This is a genomic window from Pedobacter frigoris, assembly GCF_032678645.1.
GTDB classification, from domain to species: domain Bacteria; phylum Bacteroidota; class Bacteroidia; order Sphingobacteriales; family Sphingobacteriaceae; genus Pedobacter; species Pedobacter frigoris_A.
This window is the reverse complement of the sequence record NZ_JAVTSP010000007.1, coordinates 91360-114264: the sequence shown is the minus strand read 5'-3', so window position 1 is coordinate 114264 and position 22905 is coordinate 91360. Positions and strand designations below refer to the sequence as shown.

Sequence of the window (22905 nt, the reverse complement as noted above, 5' to 3'; positions counted from 1 at the left end):
AAAATTAGGTGAGGTATCTAAACGTTGAGTTTTAATGAGAGTGAAACTTTATAAGCTGATCCGGTATTTTTCTGATCCAGCCGGTAATTATCGGGATAAAGCAGTTCGAGCCGCTTAACCGCATTCTTTATTCCTGTATTGTTTCCCTTTACCTCTGCACGGTTCTGAACAATGGTATTGAAAACATCGAGATGAAGCTCATGGTCTGTCACAATAACCTTTACCTCAACCTCGCATGGACTATCCATACTGATGCCATATTTAAAAGCATTTTCAATAAAAGGCAGGAGCAACAGCGGTGCTATCCTGTACTGGCGTCCATCTGAGACTACCTGAGTGCGAACTTTAATGCTGTCCTTTTCCGGCAAACGCACCTGCTGAAGCTGAAGATAGTTTTCTATGAACTTCAGTTCATCTGACAGCGAAACAAAATTTTCATGCATTCCATGAATGGTGTAGCGCATCATGTCAGACATCAGGTCAATTCCCTGTGCGGTGTCTGGTGCTTTTTCTTTCAAGGCCGTACCATAGAGGTAATTTAAGGCATTAAACAAAAAGTGCGGGTTCAACTGGGCCTTTAAAGCATGTAGCTCGTTCTCCGACTGCTGAATCCTCAGCGCCTTTCTGTTTTTATTTTGATGGTAGTAGTCGATTACAATTGAATATATAAACGCATATGCCGTCATATATAAAATAGGTTCAATAACTGACAATTTGCCCTGCTCTTCAAGCACGTATGGTCGCAGCGCATAAAGGCCCGCAAATGAAATTATCCCGGCGAATAAACATCCTGCTATAAAAACGATGAAATGATATTTTTTAAATAGAAATTGCCTCACCACTTCTGTCAAAAACACAAACAGCGCCACAATCCATAAATCTTGCTTGATATTCAATGCATATTGCCAGCCGCTCACCGGCGAACCGTCTGCATTATAAATATAATTACCCCAAATGTGTACATGATAGAGGTAAGGAATCAGTGTAAATACAATAATTGCAACCCACACAATTAAAAAGTGAATGGTCCAGTTTGTCAGTAGTTTTTTTAGCGTCTTTATCATAAATGTCTTTTGATACTGATCAAAGGAACCAAACTAAAAGAATAATGTATAATTAATGTGGCAACCCATATCAAATATGTGGTGAAATTATCAGCTTTGCCCTATCTTTAAGCACTCAACCTGATTGAAATGAAAATAGCAACCTATAATGTCAATGGTGTAAACGGCCGGCTCCCTGTGCTGTTGCGCTGGCTGGAAGAAGAAAAACCGGATATAGTTTGTTTACAGGAATTAAAGGCCCCGCAAGAGAAATTCCCGGAACAGGCCATAAAAGATGCGGGATACAATGCGATATGGCACGGCCAGAAAAGCTGGAACGGCGTAGCTATTCTCGCACGCAATCTTGAAATCAAGGAAACCAGGCGCGGACTCGATGGTGATCCTGAAGACCTGCATAGCCGTTATATAGAGGCTTTTGTAGGTGGCATTGTTGTAGGTTGCCTCTATCTGCCAAATGGAAATCCTGCGCCCGGACCAAAATATGATTATAAATTAAGTTGGTTTGAACGCTTTTCAAAACATGCCCTCGCACTTTTGGAATATGATCTTCCTGTTGTACTAACGGGAGACTACAACGCGATCCCCACGGAATTTGACGTTTATAAGCCAGAGCGCTGGGTAGAAGATGCATTATTCAGACCCGAAACCAGGGAGGCATTCAAGAACCTTGTTGCACAGGGCTGGACAGACGCCATCAGGAAACTGCACCCAAATGATAAAATCTATACTTTCTGGGACTACTTCCGCAACGCTTATGGAAGGGATGCAGGATTACGCATTGATCATTTCCTGCTGAATCCGCAACTGGAGAAAAGATTGTTAAAAGCAGGTGTAGACCGTCACGTAAGGGGCTGGGAAAAAACCAGCGACCATGCTCCGGTCTGGATTGAACTAAAGGATCTTTAACAATTCAAAAGATCTAATTAAGCGCCAAACAACCATCGCCCATGAAAAAGTCCGGTCATCTTAAAAATGCCATGCGACCTTAAGATTTATTTTCTAAATCAGATAACTATTTGGGATTAATCAAAAGTCCATTTTCTTCACGAATAAGCTGAAAAAGATGATCAGGGCGAACTATTACATAATCTTCATTAAGTGAGTTAGCTACATTTTTAAAACTTGTTGGCGATATATTAGTCCAGGGCTGTGCTTGTATAATGATGAAACGCGGCGAAGTTCTATTCCAACGAGCCGCAGCAGTTGCGATATGATCTTTCATCGCCTTTTCATTTGTACAATAATTACAGGCAAGTGCCATTCCGGGTAAGCTGTTGTTATAGATAGTGAGCCCACCACCTGTGTTTTGGGCGGTTACACCAAGCAACGATTTTGCCTGACTGGCAAAAATCTTCCCAACATTAGGATTAATACCTCCGACGATTGTGTTCCAGATGGTGACCACCCGTAAACCAGCACGGTTATTATAATCCTCGGTCTTCGAAACAAACTGTTTTAGTAAATTTTCATCAGACCAGGCATTGGGATAGGTGTAACCATAGCCAGAAGGTCCGGAAATCAGGTTATCATTGATGGTGGAGGTTTGCCAATAGTAATTAAGTGCGGCAGGCATGGCATCCAGCATAGCAGGTGACACGGTCCATCCGATTGGAACAGCGCCCCGGTCTGGATTATTCCAAAGTTTACGCATCAGATGTTCAGTGTATTGTAGATTATCTCCATCGCTCAATACAAATGCAACATAAATCTTGTTTTTAAGCACTGGTTTTGGTGGAATCGGTTTTGTATTTACGGCTCTGGAAGTACCACTATGTACCGTTAGGTTAGAACACCAATCACTGGCGATCGTTGCAATACCATACTTCGAAGCCCGCTCCACCCCTGGCCCTTCTTGTGGCCACCAGCCCATAAAGTTTGAGCCCGGCGACATAGAAGATAAAAATTTGTTGAGCAACTCACTTTCACCGGCGACTTTGGGATCGAGCCATATTACCCCAGCCCCCAATGCTACTGCATACTCACGAAGAGCCGCTTTATGCGCATTAGGGTTTAGTCCGATTAACAAACGATGATCAAGGTGTGGCCAATAGATATCATACAGTGATTGATAAATTTCCAGCTTACTGCTAAACTTTCCCTGCAAATCAAGTAAGACAGGCAAATTATAAGGAGGAGCAGTTAACTTGGATAACAATATTGGTGAGGCAATCAATGCCCCTTTGCTTTTAGCAAGTACTGTGGCCAGGTTAATTGTATGTACCTGGTTGGGATCATAAACGATCAAACCTGAAATTTCATTCCGGTATTTGGTAATCAAGTCCCATTTGTCTGCAGGCTCAGACCAGTTCAAGCCCAGGGACTGCAGCCAAGTATGCGGCCCTTCAGCAAAAGCATCGCCCTCATAGGAGAAAATACGTGGCTTAGTCCTGTTTACAATACCCTTTAAAGAAGCAAACAGGTACATCTCTGCTGCAGCATAGGGAGAGTTTTGCCGTAGTATGATTAAATCCTGAACCTGAGCAGGCGCCGGGAAAGATGGAAGCAGCTGATTACGCGGCCATTTGATCTGGCCCATGGATGGCATGGCAAACAAATGGAACAAAAGAAAGCATGCAGCTTTAATTCTAAGTATTCTTGCTGGTTTTATCATCTGCTGGATCCAAAAATTCATCTGTGAAATGTCCCATATGCTTGTCCTGCGCAAATTTATTCGCATTAAACTCAGCTGAATTTCCCTTAGGGATAGATAACGATTGCCAATTGGACGCCAGCGTTTTGCCGATATAAACAATCTGCCCAATATGGTAAGGATAGTGTGCCAACTGGCGGTTTATCGCTTCCATCACCGTATGACCCTGGTTACGGATATAGATGATTTGGTCCAGATCCTCGTCAGACAAAGAGCTAAGGGTTTCCAGCATCACCTTCCAGCCTTCTTCCCATAACCTGAGTATTTCCGCCTTGGAACCCAGATCATTCTCAAACTCTCCATCGCGGTTTCGCCAGGATTTCTCTCCGTCAGTTGTTAGAAAATCTGTCCAGCGACTCAGCATGTTGCCCGCCAGATGCTTAACAATGGTAGCAATGCTGTTGCTATCCGGATTGTGCTGCAGGAACAGTTGTTCCTCCGGGATTTGATCAAATGTCTTTTCACCCAGCATTTTGTAGTATAAAAACTGCTTGATGACGCTGTCTAAATAATCTTTTTTCATAACCGTAATTTAATAGCACTTAGCCGTACTAATATACGGGATTGCCGGACAGATTCATTAGAGAGATGAATCTATCAATGCAAAATATGTGTTGCGGAATTATATAGCTAAATTAGCGAATGATGAACAACCGAAAATTGTCGTGCAGTTCTTGGGATAATGATTAATAAATCAATGAATAGAGAATGATAACAATTAAAAAATTATGAATGCAAAAATGAAAATTTTCAGCTTGTTTCCGTCTTTGTTTTTACTCGCTACCTTTATGGGATGCGGCACAACTGGGAATAAGGAACAAGAAACAAAAAATCTTAATAGACTAACTAACAATAAAAATATGGAAAACGGTAAAAAAGTATACATCGCTGGTGGATGTTTCTGGGGAATGGAAGATCTTTTCAGAAAACAAAAAGGAGTATTAGATACTGAAGTGGGCTACATTGGTGGCGAAAATGAAAACCCAACTTACCGGAATCATCCAGGGCACGCGGAGGGGATTGAGATCACCTACGATAGTACCGAAACCAATTTCAAAGAAATACTGGATTATTTTTATCGCATCCATAACCCAACCACCGTGGATAGGCAAGGAAACGACAGAGGCTCTAGCTACCGTTCGGCTATCTTTTATCAAAATGATGAGGAAAAACAAATAGCGCAGGAAGTAATAGGCATTGTCGATAATTCAAAGAAATGGGATGGCAAAGTAGTGACAAAACTGGAGCCTTATGTGAAATTTTGGCCGGCTGAAGAAGAACACCAGGATTATTTACAAAAACATCCGAATGGTTATACCTGCCATTATGAGCGGTTTGGAACATTTTTGGATAAATAAATTGGAAATAACAGAATCCTCAGTCATTTCTTCTTTTTCTTAGAAGCTTTTGCCTGGGGATTAAACTGTAAACATAAATCTATCCAATAGGCCAGTTCCCTCCCACTGGTGATATCGGCTAATGCTACATAAACAAAATCTTTGCTTGCACGCCCGTTCATCACCATTTGCCTCGCATTGCCTTTTTCCAACTCCTCCACAACCTGTTCATGACCGATCCTGCACAGCAGTTCTTCCTGGTTTACACAAATACACATCTTACCATTTACCAAAAAACAATGCCCGCTGAACATGGTCTTCTCTTCCACATCGGCTTCATTGACCAGTATTTCTCTCACCCGGTCTGCTACTTGTTCATTGATTATCCTTTTCATATCAGTTTCACTAAATTACGCAATAGAACATTAAGATCGTGTTAATTCTTCGCCTTGCGCTTGTATCACCTAGAGTATTGCTCCGTATCTCCTGGGGTATTGGTGCGATCACGATCGAAGCAATACCCCAGATGAACCCCAGTTGTACCGGAGGTATAGCGACCGCACAGCGAAACGAAAGCAAGAGCTATCTTATCTCATTCTGCAGCTGAAAGAGGTATTGAACAGCCTTAACCAGCCGGCTGCCATACCAGGAAAACATCTCCCCATCTACCAGCATCACTTTGGCCTGGGGGATTATATTTCGAATCTCTTCGAGATGTTTTTCTTTAAAAGGATAAGGTTCGGAGGACAAAAAGATCAGGTCAGGCTCCTGCAAAGCAAGTTCATGAAGCTGAACCTGAGGATATCTTTTTTCATTCATGACATTGCTAAACCCGTTCAGGGCGAGTATATGATCTATAAAGGTATCCTTACCTGCGAGCATATAAGGATCACGCCAGATTAAATATGCCACTTTTTTCTCTATTCCATTTTGGAGAGCCAGGGTCTGCAGATCAGTAAAACCAGCATGGATCAAATGATTTAAATAAGCCGCTTCTGGCTGCCTGTCTACCAGTTCCCCTATCTGAGCAATGGTATTTTTAGCATCTTCCAGCGTATAAATATCACTCATCCAGACCGGAAACTCAGCCATCAGCTCTTCTACCTGATCTTTTTCATTTTCTTCTTTATTGCCAATGATCAAATCAGGCTGCAACGCCCTGATCATTTCTATGTTCAACTTCTTGGTACCTCCTACCTTTACGGTTGAGGCAAACTTTTCTATAGGATGGATACAAAACTTAGTAATACCAATTACCTCGATATCCAGCCCCAGATCAAACAATAATTCTGTTTGGGAGGGAACAATGGAAATGATCCTTTTAGGCGGATAATTAAGGGTAATTATCCTGCCCAGCTGATCTGTAAAACTGCGTTCCATACACAAAGATACGCAGTGTATTCACAAATCACATTTATTCGTATTTTAAAGCATCCACAGGATTAGCGCTGACTGCATTCTTTACCTGTACACTTACGGTAAGGGCTGTGACAAGAATGGAAACAATAAAAGCAATTAAAAATGGAAAAGCAGGCATTTCAATCCGATAAGCAAAGCCCGACAGCCAATGCTGCACCGCAATGTATATGAATGGCCAGGCCACGACGTTAGCCCCTAGCATCAGCCACAAATAGCCTTTATTCAGCAGAAAAAATATATCCTTATCATCTGCCCCCAATATCTTCCTTACGGCGATTTCTTTAGTCCGCTGACGGGTCATGAATGCTGCCAGCGAAAACAACCCGATCATGGAAAGCGAAATGGAAAGCAAAGAAAACAACTTTACCATTTGTTTGAAACGTTCATGACTCACAAACAACTTCTTAAAATCGTGTTCGAGAAAACTAAAACTTAAAGGATAGTCTGGCGAAGCTTGCTTCCATATTTTGTCAAGTTCTGCAAGCACATATTTTTCTTTTTTAGGATCGTAGGTAACCAGGTTGGTAAAGCCGTCATTGGTATAATAAGTCGCGTTAAATTTCGATGCTGTATAAACTGTTGGCGGCGATGCCTTATCGAATCCAGCGACCTGGATGTCTTTAATCACGCCCACCACCTGGACTTTTACACTATCGTTATTATAAGTCAGGTACTTGCCCGTCATATTGCCGCCATATAATTTCTCAAGGCTTTCATTTACAATCACCGTACTTGAGGTATCCTGTTGGTACATATTGTCGAATAATCTACCATGAAGCAGTTTTGCACCTACCGCCTGCAGTCCGTGCAGGTTCACAAATACGGTGGTTAGTTCCTTTACCTCATTGTTGAACTTATAATCTGCAGTGATACCCGGATGTCTGCGTACATTTCCATTATTAACTCCCACATATTTTACACCGTCTATATTTCTTATACGTTCAGAAAGCACTTTATCCATAGATTCATTGACATAAATAACTCCCTTAGGATCAAATCCCGGGTCTCTTGATTCCATGTATTTGATCTGACTGGAAATGATCATGATCCCGATGAAAAAGCCTACGGCGATTACGAACTGCATCCCGACCAGGATTACCCTTAATTTAGATCCTTTCTTTCCCTGTGCAAAATTGCCCTTTAGTACATTATGAGGATCATAGGAAGAAAGGAATATCGCAGGGTAAATTCCGGCCAGTAAAGTGATCAGTATGACCAGACTGATGAGTTGCAATACAACCAATCCAATATTGTAGCTGTCGGTTATTGACAATGAAAGTAAAAATTGTTCATTCAAATAAGGCAGGAACAATTCCAGGAGAATAACACCAAATATCAATGCGCAGAAACACTGTAGCGCCGTTTCCAACAGAAACTGCTTGATCAGTGATGCCCTGCTTGCACCGGTTACTTTCCTGATTCCGACCTCTTTTGCCCGGGATACAGCTTGGGCAGTAAACATATTGATGAAATTTATGATAGAGATCAGGAGTAACAGTGAGGATAGCAGAATGATGGGTTTCAATTGCGTAAACCAATCTTCCTGCTGCAAAGGTTCCTGATGCACACTATAAAAAGGCTTTAAGCGCGCCGCAGGTTTATTCCCATTTTTCAGATATTCCGATGGCGACCATTTCCACTTTTTCAGCATTGCCGCCCGAAACGGCTCATAGATTTTCCGAAGTGATTCATTAACATCTTGCTCATTTGGCGTTCCGCTAAACTTCACGTAATTAGGCGCAAAAGAAAGGAACTGATCATTAAACTTAATTCGAGGGCCTTGAATTAAAACACTGAGATCGAAAATACCGGGTGTCTCCGGCTTCGCAATTACGCCAGTAATGGTGTAGGGAGTTGTTTGGTTTATCCAGGCCTGTGGAGTGAGTTTTACAATCTTCCCAACTGGATTGACATCCCCAAAGTATTTCTTAGCAAAATCCTCAGTAACGACCATATCATTGAGATTTTTCAACGCTGTAGCCGGATTACCATAAATAAATTTATAGGGAAAAACTGAAAAGAAAGTGCTATCCGTTCTGCGGATATTATCGATAAAAAAAGGTTCTTTATCGTCAACAACCATTGCTTCATCCTGTTGAGGATCACACACATGTGTTACTGCAACTACATTAGGCAAACTGGTTTTGATCATTTCTCTTAACCGGCCATCCGATTCTCCCAACCATTCTGCCTTTCCTTCTTTTAGGGTCTGAAGGTCAAGTTCCTGAACCTGGTAAACCTTTTCCAGTTCTTTGTCCCAGGTATCGTAACTCCTCTCATAATTGATATAGAGCAGGATAAAAATAAATCCGGCTAACCCCAGTGCCAATCCGGCAATATTAATGGCCGTATATGCTTTATTCTTGTATAGGTTTCGCAGTGCGATCTTCAGGTTGAGTTTAAACATCTAGAGAGACTATTTTAAGTTCACGTCTTCTTTTATCACTCCATCCAGCAAATGCAAAATACGATTGCCATAGCCTGCATTTAGTTCAGAGTGGGTCACTTGGATAATGGTCATTCCTTCTTCATTGAGCCGTTTAAACAGTTCCATGATATGTATGGCTTGTACCGACTGTAGATTTCCCGTGGGTTCATCTGCAAGTATAATGGATGGCTGGGCCACCAGTGCCCTTGCTATCCCCACCAACTGTTGTTGCCCGCCGGATAGTTGATTTGGGAAAAGATCTCTTTTGGCCACCATACTAAAGCGGTCGAGTATATCGGCCACACGGCTTTTTCTTTCAGCACTTCCTATCTTTTTGTACAGCAATGGTGCTTCAATATTCTCTGCTACTGTCATTTCATCTATCAGATGGTAGGCCTGAAATACAAAGCCAATATGACTGCGGTACAGATCGATGCGCTTGCGCTCGTTCAGAGACAGGACATTTTCGCCTATAAATTCGTAATCCCCATAAGTAGGCTCTTCCAGCATCCCCAGGATATTCAATAAGGTTGATTTTCCGGCCCCTGACGGCCCCATTATCGACACGAATTCCCCTTGTTTGATACTGGTAGTCACATGTCTGAGGATATAACTCTTTACACCTTTATTGGCGTAATATTTCTCTATATTTTTTAATTCGATCATATTCAATTGATTATTCATATTTCAAGGCCTCAACAGGATTTCTTTTTGCCGCTTTATAGGCTTGAAAGCTAACAGTTAGAAAAGCAATAATTACAGTCCCCGTTATTGATACCAATGCAATTAAGGGCGAAATCGTAGTCCTGAACTCAAAGTTAACCAGCCATCTGTTCATCAGGTAATAAGCCAAAGGCACACCAATACAAGCAGCAACAAATACCATTTTTAAAAAAGAGAATGAAAGAAGGCCCATGATATTGGCAACCGACGCACCCAATACACGGCGTACACCAAATTCTTTTGTCCGCTGTTCTGCACTATAAGCTACCAGTCCATAAAGTCCCATGCAGGAAATTAAAATGGCGATGCCGCCAAACAAATTGGCCAGAGTACCCAGGATCTTTTCAGATTGCAATTTTTTGGCATACAGATCATCTACGAATTTAATTTCTACAGGGTACTCTGGATTGATTCTTTTGGTCACAGCCGAGATCAGTTCTATATTCCTATTCAAACTATTGGCCGGATTTAGGCGGATATTAATGTTTCCACCTTCATTGTTAAAATTGATGACCATTGGTTTTCCTGAGTGGTAGGGTGAATCCCAAAGGAAATCTTTAAACACACCGATGACTTTCAACTTCTTGTCAAAGAGGTCTACATACTTTCCTATCGGGTCATTGAGTTTCATCATTTTCAACGCAGTACTGCTCAGCAAAATACCAGCGGTGTCTGAAGCAAATTCCCTGGAGAAATCGCGTCCTTCCAATATTTGGATTCCATTCGTTTTTGCTAAGTCGTACTGCGTCTGTAGCCGATTAAATACAATTTCCTCGCCCTGTTTTTCCATTCCAGGCCACTTTAGCCCATAGAACCAATTGCTCACGTGCGTCATACTTTGCGAGGTCTGGTTGACGGCAATGACTGCACCTGTCCTGAGCAGCTGTTCTTTGAATAATTCAAATTTTCCAGACAGTTCGCCGCTCTGTGGCATTTCTACAAGCAAATTGATGTTGTACCCTACAGGTCTGTTCTTAATAAACTGTATCTGCCTGTAGATGACAAGCGTAGCAATCATCAGCACAATTGCAAAACAGAACTGGCCGACTACCAGTATCTGCCTTAGGCTGAATGGAATAAGCTTCGCCCGTGCGGCTTTCTTTTTTAAGATCTGAATGGGGTTGAAAGCAGATAGGAACATTGCCGGATAAATCCCTGCGACAAGGCCTGTTAACAAGGCCACTGATAAAATGCCCAGCCAATAGCCGGTATTACTGTAGTCGATCGCTACCTTTATTTCCAGAAGTTTATTGAATGCCGGCAAACTGGCTTCCACAATAATCAGCGCAATAAGTACGGCAACGATGGTGAGTAACATCGCTTCGGTCAAAAATTGTGTAATCAAGGAAGCTCTAGTGGCACCGATTGTTTTTTTGATCCCCACTTCCTTAGCTCTGCGTTCCGATTTGGCTGTCGCCATGTTCATGAAATTGATACAGGCAATCAGCAAAATGCCAAAAGCCAAAGCAATAAACAGGTAAATACGCTCGATATCGCCGCCAACGCTCTTACCATTTACAAATTTCCCATACAAATGGGTATCCGAAAAAGGGAAGAGGAAATTTTGATTTTTATCATTCTTATAGGTCTCGTTGAATAGTTTTTTAACCTTGTTGTTGATCAAGTCCAATTTGGCTGTATTGCTAACCTTTGCGATGGCCCAAAAACTATAATTTGCCCATCCTGGATTCCGAGCCTCATCATTTATAGTCTGATAAAAAGACCAGGGCATCAAGTAATCAAACCCCAATGAACCGTTGGCAGGATGGTCTTTGATTACCCCGGTTACCTTAAGATCAATTCTGTTGGCATACCTCACTGTCTTATCCAGCACGTCCGTTGTTCCAAACAACAGCGTTGCAGTTCCCTCCGTTAACACCACACTATTGGGCGCATTCAGCGCCACATCAGGATTGCCGGCAATAAATTCATAGCTGAACACTTTTAAGATCTCCGGATCGGCGAAAAGGTCAATTTTTTTGAAAGCCTTCTCCTTATTGGCAATCAGAGATTCACCACCACCGGCGATACGCGTAATCAGATCTACCTCAGGAATTTTGTCCCTGATGGCCATTGCTATTCCATTGCCTGGTGCCAATCCTGTTCTTGTTATCTTTCCTGATGCATCCTGAAAATTTGTCATCACCTGATAGATTTTGTCTGCATCCTTGTAATAACGGTCAAAATTCATCTCGTAATTCACATATAACAACAGTAGAAGGCAGGCCGACAAACCCACCGATAGTCCAATGATATTGATCACAGAAGAAGTTTTGTTTCTCCAGAGGTTACGTAAAGCTATTTTTAAATTGAGTCTGAACATTATGTCTATTATTTAAAGGTTACTCATATTTCAATACCTCTGCAGGATTCCTCCTTACGGCCTTGTGCGCCTGTATACTTACAATGACAATGGTCAGAACTGCCGTAACGAGTGCAGCAACAAGAAAAGGCAGCACAGGCATTTCAATGCGGTAAGCAAATGTCTGCAACCACTTTTTAGCCAGCAGATAAGTGAGCGGCCAGGCGATCAGATTGGCAGCAATGATGATCCAGATGAAATAGGTGTTCAGTAATTTCAGCACCTGAAAATCTGTAGCTCCCAGCACTTTGCGGATAGAAATTTCCTTGATGCGGCTGTTTGTGGTAAAAGCAGAGAAAGCAAATAATCCCAGTACGGCGATAAAAATGGTGAGCAAGGCAGCAAAGAAAAAGACCGCCTGCAATTGTTCCTGTTTTTTAAACAACCGGCCATATAGTTCATCCAGAAAATCATACCTAAAGTCATCTCCATCCAGTTTATTGATCGACGACCATTGGGACTTTAAAGTAGCGAGAACGAGTGCCATCCTCTGTTCATCTACATTGATCATGATTTTGGTCTTGAAATTAGCACAAGGGTTTTTGATCGTATAAACCGTTGGCTCTACGGCGGTCTGAAAACCCTGAGATTTGAAATCTTTTACGACGCCTACAATTTTATAATCCATATTGCAGCCCCTGATCGTCTTTCCTATGGGATCTTTGATGCCATATCTGGCCACAGCGCTTTCATTTAAAATCGCAGAATTAGCGGTATCCGCATTAAACTTCCAGGAGAAAAGACGGCCCTCTTTCAGACGAATGCCCAGTGTTTCAAAATAATCAAAATCCACATAGAGAAAATCGCTTGAGGCTTCCTTTCCGTCAATCGTATAATTTATTGTACCTGCTTTAGAGCCGTCAGGGATATCAGATGCTACTGTGACATAATTTACACCAGGTATTTTGGAGATCTTTTCTCTTACATCCCTGAAGCTCCAGGGTTGTGAATACAACACCATGTTTTTTATGCTGATCACTTGCTCAGGTTTGAAACCTGTATCTTCCGTACGCATGTATTTCAACTGGCCATTGACAATAAATAACCCCGTGATGAAGATGATTGCGATTCCGAATTGTCCGGCCAGCAGTGCATTTCTCAGCCACAACGTTTTATAACTGGTCTGCAGATTGCCCTTCAGCACAGCCGCAGGCTTAAATCCGGAGAGTACCATTGCAGGATAAATTCCCGAAATAATGGTAATCAGCAATAACAACAGCGGCAATTGCCAATAAAGTGTTGTGCTGCTTCGCCATAGCGACAAAGGTGTGCTGAACAAATTGTTGAAGATCGGAAGCAGGATTTCTGCCACGATCAACCCCAGTACGAGTGCCAGCACACACTGCATGAATATCTCCGTAAGAAACTGAAAAGTAAGGTTGAAGCGGTAGGCACCAAGCACCTTTTTGACCCCTACTTCCTTTGCCCTTTTGGTAGCTTGTGCGATGGTCAGATTGGTAAAATTAATACAGGCAATGACCATGACCAATATACCTAACCCAAATAAAGCCATCACTACTTTATAATTTGCATCACTGCCGACTGCTGGTCTAAGGTGCAGGTTTTTAAGAGGGTCAAGAAATATAACTGATCTCCCCGCAATTCTCCGGTCTGTGGGTGATATCCCCGCTTTGATCACTTCTTTTTTATACAAGCGATCTATTTTTTCCTGCAGGGTCTTTACATCTGTACCCTTTTTTACCTGTATAAAAGTTCTAAAATTATTGGTTCCATAATCCTGATTTCCAAAACTAATGTCATTGCCCAAGGCCAGGAGATCAAACTGCAGATTGGAATGTGCGTCGTCTCTTTCGATAGTACCCGAAACCTTTTCTGCCTGTGCGCCATTGCTCGGGCCTAATGCCACCATTTGCGGAGGCTTCATGCTTTCTTTTGGAAAAAGCTGGCTGAATAAAAGTTGTGGCAGATACATTTTCAGACCAGCATCATTTACAGGCAAGCCGTCCCGGGGATCGATATTGAACATTTTTGCGACTTCAGATTCGACCTGCATGGCATTACTTGAAAATATTTTCCCCTGATCTGAAGTTACCGGCAGCTCAAATCCCATGTTTTTGGTCAGCCCTGCCAGCTCCACTTCCTGAAAATTCTGTCTGATTGCCTTAGCCAGTGGTGCAGGCGTGTAATCTGTTTTAAAATCAGGCATACTGCGGCCAACGAGGTAAATCCTGTCATAATTCGGCAAGTCCTTATCATAGGTGGTCTCATAGTTTACATAGAGTACAACCACAATAAATGCTGCCAGGGCAATTGACAATCCACCGATATTAATGGCAGTATATACCTTATTTTTCCAAAGGTTGCGCAATGCGATTTTCAGGTTCATTCTAAACATAAGGCTCCTTATTCGTATTTTAAAGTATCAACAGGTGATTTTTTAATTGTCCTCAATGCCTTCAATGAAACCGTAAGAACGGTCAGTACCAGGCAAATCAGCATCGCCCAGACAAAAGGCCAGTAAGAGAATGAAATCCTGTAGTAAAAAGTACTGAGCCATTTATTGATCAGCAAATAGGCGATCGGCCATATGATCACATTGGCGATGAGCACCATGATCACAAAGTTCTTGTTCATGAGTTTAAGAAGATCATTTAAAGAAGCGCCCAGTACCTTACGGATGGCAATCTCTTTGGTTTTTTGCTCGAGTTCATAATACACTATTCCAAACAAGCCAATACAGCATAAGAATATCGCAATGCCGGCAAAAATGATAAATATTGATCCCAGCCGGATTTCTGAAAGGTATAGCTTTTCCAGGTACTGATCCAGAAACTGGAATTCGGTTATTACATCTGGAAAATGCTTTTGCCATAGGGCTTCAATGGTTTTACGGGTGGCTGGCAGGTCATCAGTCTCCATTTTTACATAGGTATATCCTGAAGTGGTCTTCGGCTGCAAAAAAAGTGCAACCGGCTTAACTTTGTTGTGCAGTGACATCCCATTAAAGTCACCCACCAGGCCAATAACCTTTCCCTGAAGTCCTCCTGCATATACTAATGTATCGATCCTTTTTATATCCAGACTTTTAGCAGCTGCTTCATTCAGTAATATAGGATTCCGCAATTCAAGCTCCCGCTGTTCTTTTTCAGTCAGTCCCAGCCCTTCTGTATTGAACGCCTTTAGTTCAGCAGGTGTGGCTTCAGAAAAAGACCTGCCTTTCAACACCTTAATATCCAGCGTTTTCATAAAATCAAGGTCACAGTATACCGTTTCCATCTCATATCTGGTCGTATCACCATCGTTTGTCCAGGAGGACGTTCCTCCATAGGAAACCCCAGGGTTAAATGTAGATATGCTCACTGACTTAACTCCTTTTTCCTTCAGCAGTGCATCTTTAAATCCGGTAAACCTGTTGTCGAGCATATTATAGGAAGTAACCAATATCTGATCTTTATCGAAACCCAGATTCTTGTTGCTGATGTATTTCAGCTGACTGTAAATAACCAGCGTACATACAATGAGCAATGCACTGATAGAAAATTGAAATACGACCAGGATTTTCTTGAACCCTCCTTTGCCGGGAATATGTCCGGTATAGCCTTTCAGTGTATCGGCAGGCATCATTCTGGACAGTACCATAGCCGGATAAAAAGCCGCAATGAAACCTGAAAGTATAATAATCGCCAGCGAAATGCTGATCATCTTCAGGTTAAACACTTCCGAAAATGTGATGTCGATACCCAGTCTGTTACCTAATAAGGGTATCAGATCTATTATAATCAGAAATACCACAAAAGTTGCCGCTATAAAATAGATGTAGCTCTCGCTCAGAAACTGAACCTTCAATTGCCGCATAGATGCGCCAAGCACTTTCTTAACACCTATTTCCTTGCTTCTCTTTAAAGATGCCGCAACGGTCAGGTTGATAAAATTGACCACAGCTATCAATAAGATCAGAAAAGCCACAATCGAGAAAATATAAATGTATTTAATATCGCTGTTTGGCTCCAGTTCACCCGAGGTATGAGAATGCAAATGAATATCAGTGAGTGGCATTAACTTAAGCGTTATCTTTTCAGGAAACTGGTATTTCTTGTATAAGCTTTTCATTTTTGCCAATACTGTTGCAGGGGATGTTCCCTTTTTTAACAGGATGTATTGGGGAGCTGAGGTATACCCTCTCCAGTTCAATACCGGGTTGAGGTTGGATTTCACCATGATGTCTCCATGAAAGTGCGATGCTTTCGGAATGTCTCCAATGATACCGGTGATCAGGTATGGAGTACTGTTTAAATTTAGAGAAAGGGTCTTGCCTATAGCAGATTGTCCTGGAAATGCCTGTTTGGCAAAGGCAGCAGAAACGAGGGCTTCCTTAGGCTCTTTTAACACCCTATTACGATCAGTCCCCTCTTTTAAGGGAAGCGTAAACAGGTCAAAAAAAGATGCTGTAGTCCTTACGATCTTTACTTTAAACGTGTTCTTGTCAACCAGTATAGGTATTTCATAAATACTTAAATAAGTTCCATTTTCTATCTCCGGGATTTCCTGTTTCATCATTTCAACCATCCCAGAAGGCATATGAATACTTTCATTTTCACCGTCAGTCTGCACAACTTGCAACCTGTAAATCCTGTCGGCATTAACATGCTGTCTATCATAAGACAGTTCAAACAACACATACGCAACCAGCAATACCACACTCGCCAGCCCGGCTATAAGACCGAACAATTTAATTGACGCGGTAAGCCTGTTTTTCCAGATATTTCTGAATGCAATTTTGAGATTAATTCTAAACATGATATTAATTTTAGATCAATTCTTCATTTCTTCCCTTATTCACCTTCTCGGAGATCACATGACCATCTTTCAGGTTGATGATGCGGTTAGAGAAACTCGCATCATGCGAAGAGTGGGTTACCATGACAATGGTAGTTCCGGCCTCGTTTAACTCACAAAGTAACTCCATGACTTCATTACCATGCGAACTATCCAGGTTACCTGTAGGCTCATCTGCCAGTACCAGCTTCGGTTTGGTGACCAAAGCTCTGGCGACAGCAACACGCTGTTGCTGTCCTCCAGAGAGTTGTTGCGGGAAATGTCCACTACGGTTTACAATATTCATTCTTTCAATGATCTCATTGACCAGTCTTTTTCGTTCCGATGCGGCTATTTTGTTATAAATAAGAGGTAGTTCAATGTTTTCAAAAACGGTCAGTTCATCAATCAGGTTGAAGTTTTGAAAGACAAAGCCCATATTTTTTTTTCTGAAATTTGCTCTTTCCCTGTCGTTCAAACCCAGAAGTTCGGTATCCATAAAATGATAGCTTCCTTTTTCAGGCTTATCCAGCAGTCCCATTACATTCAGCAGGGTCGACTTGCCACAACCGGAAGGTCCCATAATAGATACAAACTCTCCTCCTTTTACCTGGAGGTTAATGTCGTTTAATGCCGTGGTTTCGATTTCCTCTGTTTTATAGATCTTTTCCAGTTTCTCTATTTTGATCATGGTTATATTTTATTTACTAAGTTCTATGATATCATATTGATTAAACTGATCGTAAGATGAAGTAATGACTTCCTCATTCTTTTGTAAGCCTTCCAGTACTTCATAATACTGATAGTTTTTACGTCCGATCTTTATATTCCTTTTTACCGCTTTACCATCCTTCACCACAAACGCCCATGACCCTCCGGTACTCTGGAAAAACTGGCCCTGTGCGAGCAGCAAGGACTTGCTGTTGTCTGATAAAGTTAGCTTTAATTGCAATGAAAGTCCCCTTCTTAGTTCGTCAGGTGCTTTTCCGTTAAAGATCAGCTCTACCTGAAACTGTCCCGAGGCAATTTCAGGGATCACTTTTCGCACAATAAGGGAATAAGTCTTTCCATCAAATTCACAAGTTGCTAATTGTCCTTCTTTTACCCTGTTTACATAATATTCATCAACACTCGCCTGAAGCTTGTATCCCTGTAGTACGTCGATCTTGCCCAGCATTTCATTTCCTCCATATGACTTACCTATTACCGGATCATAGGAAGACAACTTTCCTGACACAGGAGCTTTAATCGTCATATTCTCAATATTTTGCCTGATGGTTTCTAAGCTTTCATTCATTCTGCCGATTGAAAAATCGATCTGCTGCAACTGCATCACACGGCTTTGGTTTTCCTGCCTCACTGCTTCTTTTAGTATCTTTTTACGCCCCTGATAGTATTCATAATCCTGACTCGAGACATTAAATTCCTGTTGGGTAATCACTTTCTTTGAATATAATGTACTGTCAATTTTATACTTTCTTGTCGCAGTCCGCAAGCTGTTTTCTATTTCCATCATATCCTGGCTCATCACCCTTTGATTTTGTTCAAGATCAAGGCGAAGCTTCCTCAGCTGATTGATCTGTTCTGTAATGCTGGTTTCGCTGGAAGTATAGCTGGACAATGCATTTGGATTGGTAATCCTAAGTAAGGGTGTTCCTTTTTCTATGGTAGCCCCATTCTCTGTAAATATTTCGGCCACTGTGCCACCTTCGGGCGAACTCACAATAACTGAAGTTAGGGGAACAACACTGCCATTGATCAGTACTACATCCTCAAAGTCCCCGTAAATTACCTTATTCAGTGTTAGTTTATCTGCGTCCGCTTTATAAGTTTTGTTCAGGGATAAACTATAGCCATAAGCTACCAGGCCAATAAAAACCAGTATCGCTCCCATTGTCAGCAGCTTCTTTTTACTAAATCTCTTTTTCTCTATAATCTTGTCCATCGAACTTTATTGCATTTACACAATGCGCTGAGCCAAGGTTATGCCAATGAAAAATAGAAACACAAACAACTGATTTATAGTAAATTAAAAAACAAAGAAATTTAAAGGTGTTCATTAGCGAACAGTTCCTGTACATCATCGAACACTTTTATTATTTTTGATCAAATGCCTGTTTGTTATGATTGAAGCCAGTGTTTTAGTAATTGATGATGACGATGATATTCTGCTGAGTGCAAAACTATTTTTGAAGCAGCATTTCAGTCAAGTCGTTACCTGTAAATCACCCAAAGAAATTAATGTTCTACTGAGCAGAAACGAAATCGACATCATTCTTCTGGATATGAATTACCAGAAGGGAGTGAGTGATGGCCGTGAAGGCTTGTATTGGCTGGAGCACATTTTATCGATAGACAAGGACCATGTGGTGATCTTAATGACTGCATATGGAAATGTGGAACTTGCGGTGCAGGCCATAAAAAAAGGGGCTACAGATTTCATATTAAAACCCTGGGAGAATGAAAAGCTCTTTGCTACCCTTTCGGCAGCTTCCAAACTGCGTCAGTCTAACAAAAAAGTAAAGAAACTGGAAAAGATCCACTCTTCCCTGCAAAAAGACATCAACAGGAAATTTGAACACATCATCGGACATTCTGAACCGATCAAACAACTCCAAAATACCTTAATTAAAGTGGCTCCTACGGACGCCAATGTGCTCATACTGGGAGAAAATGGGACAGGAAAACAAGTATTTGCTTATGAACTGCACCAGTTATCGCAACGGAAAAACCAGATCTTCATGCATGTCGACCTGGGCTCTCTAAATGAAAACCTGTTTGAAAGTGAACTCTTTGGTTATGCAAAAGGTGCTTTCACCGATGCAAAGGACGATAAGCCTGGAAGATTTGAAATGGCCGAAGGAGGCACCATCTTCCTAGACGAGATCGGGAATTTATCATTGCCGTTACAGGCAAAATTGCTAAGTGTGATCCAAAACAGGACGGTTAACCGCCTCGGGGAAAGCAAAGAACGTAAGATCAATGTGCGCCTGATCACAGCTACCAATATGCCATTGAATGAAATGGTGGCGAAAGGCACTTTCAGGCAAGATTTATTGTTCAGGATCAATACTGTAGAGCTATTTTTGCCAGGTCTTGCAGAGCGTGGTGATGACATCCTTCTGCTGGCCGGTCATTTCCTGAATACTTTCAGCTCAAAGTATCATAAAAGCAGCGTTGCACTGGATCAGAAAGCCAGACAAATGTTATTGAATTACCACTGGCCGGGTAATGTACGTGAACTGCAGCATGTGATAGAAAGAGCCGTTATCATGTCTGACGGACTGGAGATCAGTGCCGGCGATCTGCAATTGAGTCCTCAGAAATTCGGGGGAACAAACAATGTAGTACAAACGGATATGGGTCTGGAAGAAATGGAAAAGCTCATGGTACAAAAAGCGATAGACAAACACAAAGGTAATATATCGCGGGCAGCAAATGACCTTGGTTTAACCCGTGCGGCATTATACAGGCGCATAGAAAAATTCAACCTCTGATGTTTTATTCAAGATTCACCTTCCGTCTGCTGACCAGGCTTATTGTCATCAACGCACTTGCGGTAATCCTCTTCTATCTGATTAACAAAACCCAGCTTTGGTTTACCATTATAGGAACAAGTATTGTGCTGATCGGTTGCCTGATTAGTTTATATAATTATATCAATCAGATCAGGGAAGACATCAAGCGTTTTATACTTGCTATAAAAACCAGAGACAATACCTTAAATTTCAAAAACAAAGCGACCAAAGGCAGCTTCCCGGAACTATATGAATCTTTCAATGAGATCATCCAGATCCACCGGGACATGCAGCTGGAAAAGGACTCTATGTTCCAGCTCATCAAGACCATACTCGAACAGGTACCGGTAGGCGTTATTGTCGTAAAAAACAATGATTCCGGGGGGCAATCTGAAATTGTATTTTTCAACCAGGCAGCAGTAAACCTGCTTGGAATCCCGGCCTATAAATATTGGCACCGCCTGATACAGCACATTCCGCAGTTTGCCAAAGAAATAGAATCCATTGGAAAAGGCGGAAAACGTTTCATGGAACTTAAGATACAGGATAAGCTGATCCAGCTTTCTACAGAGGTGATTCCCCTGAATCTTTACCATACCGATTATACCATTATATCTTTTCAGAATATAAAGGATGAAATAGAGCAAAAAGAAGCAGAGGCCTGGAACCGGCTTATTGGAGTAATATCGCACGAAATACTGAATTCAATCACTCCTATCAGTTCGCTGTCCGATACTGTCAACAGCATGATCATTCATAAAAAGGAATTGAATGAGGATGATCTCGAAGATTTAAAACCTGCGATACAAACGATAAAAAGAAGATCAGAAGGATTACTGGATTTTGTGAAGGATTACCGCCTGATTGCAGAACTGCCTACACCAGACCTGAAATACCATACCATAGGTGAAATCTTGCAGCACATCAAGGTACTGATGCTGCCATTTGCCTCAGGAAGAAATATCCTGCTTAAAGTAGAACAAACTTCTTCAAAAATCAGCACCATGATCGACCTTAAGCTGATAGAACAGGCATTGATCAATTTGGTTACAAACAGTATATATGCTTTGGAAGGGATTGATAATCCGGTGATAGAGATTGGCTACAGGCTTGAACAGAACAAACTGTACCTGGATGTCCACGATAACGGTAAAGGCGTAGCTCAGGAATTAATGGATAAGATATTTGTGCCTTTCTTTACGACCAGAAAAAATGGTTCAGGTATCGGATTGACCATTACTAGGAACATCATGAAAATGCACCACGGCAGTCTGGAGGTGACCTCCCTTCCTTTGGAAAAAACTACCTTTTCCCTGGTGTTTAAATATGATTAAAGACCAGGGGAAAGGCAATTCATTAAACTACTGTACCGTCAGGAATAATTGCGCCTTTTTTAACCACAACAATTCCATCTTTTACTGTATACAGGTTATGATCACCATCGGGTAAATGTGATCCGCCTATAATCTGTACATCATTTCCTATGCGGCAATTCTTGTCGACTATCGCATTTACAATTTTACAGCGGTCGCCAATACCGATCAGTGGTTTTCCAGCCTCTACATCCCTGGCTATCTCATCCAGGGTCTGGTATTTATCACTACCCATGATGTAACAGCTTTCAATATGAGTACCCCTTCCTATACGGGACCTTATACCTATCACCGTATGTTTGATGCACTCGGCCTGCAGTATACAGCCTTCCGCAATCATGGTTTTATCTAAGGTTGTACCCAATATTTTTGAAGGGGGCAACATCCTTGCACGGGTAAAGATATTATGATGGCTATCAAAAAGATTAAACTTAGGAATATCGTCTGTCAGTCCAAGATTTGCTTCAAAAAAAGAAGATATATTTCCTATATCGGTCCAATATCCTTCATATTGATAACTCAGCACATCATAGGTATTCAGCATGCGAGGGATGATCTCTTTACCAAAGTCTTTCTCGTCCGCATTCTCTGCGAAAATCTTGATCAGTAAATCCCTATTGAAGATATAAATACCCATTGAAGCGAGGTAATTACGTCCTTCAGCCTGCATCTCTGGCCCTGTATCTGAGGTCCAGTCTTCTAACCCGGTTTTAGGTTTCTCTATGAAAGAAGTAATGATATTCTGTTCATTCGATTTCAAAATTCCGAACTCCGGTGCATCCTTCCCATTTACAGGTATGGTAGCCAGTGTGATCTGTACTCCGCTGTCAATGTGCGCCTGCACCATTTTATTAAAATCCATTTGATACAACTGATCTCCCGACAGGATCAGCACATATTCAAATTCATGGTTCAACAGGTGGTGCATCGTTTGTCTTACTGCATCTGCTGTTCCCTGAAACCAGGTTGGGTTATCTGGCGTTTGTTCAGCAGCCAGAATGTCAACAAATGCTGAGCTAAAGTGACTGAAATGGTAGGTATTTTTAATGTGTTTGTTTAAGGATGCCGAATTGAACTGCGTCAAAACGAACATACGATGTATACCTGAGTTTAAGCAATTCGAAATGGGAATATCAACCAGCCTGTATTTTCCGCCTATCGGAACTGCTGGTTTAGAGCGGGTTTGTGTAAGAGGAGCCAACCTAGAGCCCTGGCCACCGCCAAGAATTACACCTAAAACTTTGTCAGTCATGTT

Annotated in this window: 17 protein-coding genes; 4 read left to right on the top strand and 13 right to left on the bottom strand. The window is 41.7% G+C overall.

Annotation, left to right across the window (positions count from 1 at the left end):
- Positions 1 to 17 precede the first annotated feature (17 nt).
- Positions 18 to 1064 (bottom strand): sensor histidine kinase, encoded by a 1047-nt coding sequence (locus R2Q78_RS19160; protein ID WP_316794166.1) that lies wholly within the window; start codon positions 1062 to 1064, stop codon positions 18 to 20.
- A gap of 129 nt (positions 1065 to 1193) precedes the next feature.
- Between R2Q78_RS19160 and xth the strand changes: the two genes are divergently transcribed.
- Complete coding sequence (gene xth, locus R2Q78_RS19155) at positions 1194 to 1970, top strand: exodeoxyribonuclease III (protein WP_316794165.1); 777 nt, start codon at positions 1194 to 1196, stop codon at positions 1968 to 1970.
- Between the two features lie 106 nt (positions 1971 to 2076).
- On the opposite strand, the gene R2Q78_RS19150 is transcribed toward xth, so the two are convergent.
- The gene (locus R2Q78_RS19150; protein ID WP_316794164.1) at positions 2077 to 3696 is read right to left on the bottom strand and encodes a GxGYxYP domain-containing protein; all 1620 of its coding nucleotides are present in this window, start codon (positions 3694 to 3696) and stop codon (positions 2077 to 2079) included.
- Entirely contained in the window at positions 3650 to 4237 is a 588-nt protein-coding gene (locus tag R2Q78_RS19145) for a DUF1572 family protein (RefSeq protein ID WP_316794163.1), read from the bottom strand. Before R2Q78_RS19145 ends, R2Q78_RS19150 begins: the two co-directional genes overlap by 47 nt.
- A 337-nt stretch (positions 4238 to 4574) precedes the next feature.
- Here R2Q78_RS19145 and msrA point away from each other — a divergent pair, with 337 nt between their 5' ends.
- Complete coding sequence (msrA, locus tag R2Q78_RS19140) at positions 4575 to 5072, top strand: peptide-methionine (S)-S-oxide reductase MsrA (RefSeq protein WP_316794162.1); 498 nt, start codon at positions 4575 to 4577, stop codon at positions 5070 to 5072.
- A 23-nt stretch (positions 5073 to 5095) separates the two neighbouring features.
- On the opposite strand, the gene R2Q78_RS19135 is transcribed toward msrA, so the two are convergent.
- The 9 genes from R2Q78_RS19135 to R2Q78_RS19095 form a co-directional block, all read right to left on the bottom strand.
- On the bottom strand, positions 5096 to 5446 hold the full coding sequence (locus R2Q78_RS19135) for a TfoX/Sxy family protein (RefSeq protein ID WP_316794161.1): 351 nt from the start codon (positions 5444 to 5446) through the stop codon (positions 5096 to 5098).
- 187 nt (positions 5447 to 5633) lie between these two features.
- A complete protein-coding gene (locus R2Q78_RS19130; protein WP_316794160.1) occupies positions 5634 to 6431 on the bottom strand; it encodes a helical backbone metal receptor in 798 nt (265 codons plus the stop codon).
- A 34-nt stretch (positions 6432 to 6465) separates the two neighbouring features.
- Entirely contained in the window at positions 6466 to 8877 is a 2412-nt protein-coding gene (locus R2Q78_RS19125; RefSeq protein ID WP_316794159.1) for an ABC transporter permease, read from the bottom strand.
- A gap of 9 nt (positions 8878 to 8886) precedes the next feature.
- Positions 8887 to 9564: an ABC transporter ATP-binding protein gene (locus R2Q78_RS19120; RefSeq protein WP_316794158.1), complete on the bottom strand. Its 678-nt coding sequence runs from the start codon at positions 9562 to 9564 to the stop codon at positions 8887 to 8889.
- Between the two features lie 10 nt (positions 9565 to 9574).
- Complete coding sequence (locus R2Q78_RS19115) at positions 9575 to 11944, bottom strand: ABC transporter permease (RefSeq protein ID WP_316794157.1); 2370 nt, start codon at positions 11942 to 11944, stop codon at positions 9575 to 9577.
- Positions 11945 to 11963: 19 nt separating this feature from the next.
- On the bottom strand, positions 11964 to 14330 hold the full coding sequence (locus tag R2Q78_RS19110) for an ABC transporter permease (protein ID WP_316794156.1): 2367 nt from the start codon (positions 14328 to 14330) through the stop codon (positions 11964 to 11966).
- A gap of 17 nt (positions 14331 to 14347) precedes the next feature.
- Positions 14348 to 16741 carry an ABC transporter permease gene (locus tag R2Q78_RS19105; protein ID WP_316794155.1) on the bottom strand — a complete coding sequence of 798 codons (2394 nt, stop codon included), beginning with the start codon at positions 16739 to 16741 and terminating at the stop codon, positions 14348 to 14350.
- Positions 16742 to 16751: 10 nt separating this feature from the next.
- A complete protein-coding gene (locus R2Q78_RS19100) occupies positions 16752 to 17450 on the bottom strand; it encodes an ABC transporter ATP-binding protein (RefSeq protein WP_316794154.1) in 699 nt (232 codons plus the stop codon).
- Positions 17451 to 17459: 9 nt separating this feature from the next.
- On the bottom strand, positions 17460 to 18704 hold the full coding sequence (locus R2Q78_RS19095; protein WP_316794153.1) for an efflux RND transporter periplasmic adaptor subunit: 1245 nt from the start codon (positions 18702 to 18704) through the stop codon (positions 17460 to 17462).
- Positions 18705 to 18882: 178 nt separating this feature from the next.
- Between R2Q78_RS19095 and R2Q78_RS19090 the strand changes: the two genes are divergently transcribed.
- Positions 18883 to 20256, top strand: coding sequence for a sigma-54 dependent transcriptional regulator (locus R2Q78_RS19090; protein ID WP_316794152.1), 1374 nt, complete (start codon positions 18883 to 18885; stop codon positions 20254 to 20256).
- Positions 20256 to 21611: a sensor histidine kinase gene (locus R2Q78_RS19085; protein WP_316794151.1), complete on the top strand. Its 1356-nt coding sequence runs from the start codon at positions 20256 to 20258 to the stop codon at positions 21609 to 21611. The genes R2Q78_RS19090 and R2Q78_RS19085 overlap by 1 nt, the downstream gene beginning before the upstream one ends.
- A 22-nt stretch (positions 21612 to 21633) precedes the next feature.
- Here R2Q78_RS19085 and R2Q78_RS19080 read toward each other — a convergent pair whose 3' ends face one another.
- Positions 21634 to 22902 (bottom strand): glucose-1-phosphate adenylyltransferase, encoded by a 1269-nt coding sequence (locus tag R2Q78_RS19080; protein WP_316794150.1) that lies wholly within the window; start codon positions 22900 to 22902, stop codon positions 21634 to 21636.
- Between the last annotated feature and the right edge of the window lie 3 nt (positions 22903 to 22905).

Bases quoted from the DNA above. Each gene is read 5' to 3' on its own strand.
- R2Q78_RS19160 (WP_316794166.1), bottom strand. From the start codon at position 1,064: ATGATAAAGACGCTAAAAAAACTACTGACAAACTGGACCATTCACTTT.
- xth (WP_316794165.1), top strand. From the start codon at position 1,194: ATGAAAATAGCAACCTATAATGTCAATGGTGTAAACGGCCGGCTCCCT.
- R2Q78_RS19150 (WP_316794164.1), bottom strand. From the start codon at position 3,696: ATGAATTTTTGGATCCAGCAGATGATAAAACCAGCAAGAATACTTAGA.
- R2Q78_RS19145 (WP_316794163.1), bottom strand. From the start codon at position 4,237: ATGAAAAAAGATTATTTAGACAGCGTCATCAAGCAGTTTTTATACTAC.
- msrA (WP_316794162.1), top strand. From the start codon at position 4,575: ATGGAAAACGGTAAAAAAGTATACATCGCTGGTGGATGTTTCTGGGGA.
- R2Q78_RS19135 (WP_316794161.1), bottom strand. From the start codon at position 5,446: ATGAAAAGGATAATCAATGAACAAGTAGCAGACCGGGTGAGAGAAATA.
- R2Q78_RS19130 (WP_316794160.1), bottom strand. From the start codon at position 6,431: ATGGAACGCAGTTTTACAGATCAGCTGGGCAGGATAATTACCCTTAAT.
- R2Q78_RS19125 (WP_316794159.1), bottom strand. From the start codon at position 8,877: ATGTTTAAACTCAACCTGAAGATCGCACTGCGAAACCTATACAAGAAT.
- R2Q78_RS19120 (WP_316794158.1), bottom strand. From the start codon at position 9,564: ATGATCGAATTAAAAAATATAGAGAAATATTACGCCAATAAAGGTGTA.
- R2Q78_RS19115 (WP_316794157.1), bottom strand. From the start codon at position 11,944: ATGTTCAGACTCAATTTAAAAATAGCTTTACGTAACCTCTGGAGAAAC.
- R2Q78_RS19110 (WP_316794156.1), bottom strand. From the start codon at position 14,330: ATGAACCTGAAAATCGCATTGCGCAACCTTTGGAAAAATAAGGTATAT.
- R2Q78_RS19105 (WP_316794155.1), bottom strand. From the start codon at position 16,741: ATGTTTAGAATTAATCTCAAAATTGCATTCAGAAATATCTGGAAAAAC.
- R2Q78_RS19100 (WP_316794154.1), bottom strand. From the start codon at position 17,450: ATGATCAAAATAGAGAAACTGGAAAAGATCTATAAAACAGAGGAAATC.
- R2Q78_RS19095 (WP_316794153.1), bottom strand. From the start codon at position 18,704: ATGGACAAGATTATAGAGAAAAAGAGATTTAGTAAAAAGAAGCTGCTG.
- R2Q78_RS19090 (WP_316794152.1), top strand. From the start codon at position 18,883: ATGATTGAAGCCAGTGTTTTAGTAATTGATGATGACGATGATATTCTG.
- R2Q78_RS19085 (WP_316794151.1), top strand. From the start codon at position 20,256: ATGTTTTATTCAAGATTCACCTTCCGTCTGCTGACCAGGCTTATTGTC.
- R2Q78_RS19080 (WP_316794150.1), bottom strand. From the start codon at position 22,902: ATGACTGACAAAGTTTTAGGTGTAATTCTTGGCGGTGGCCAGGGCTCT.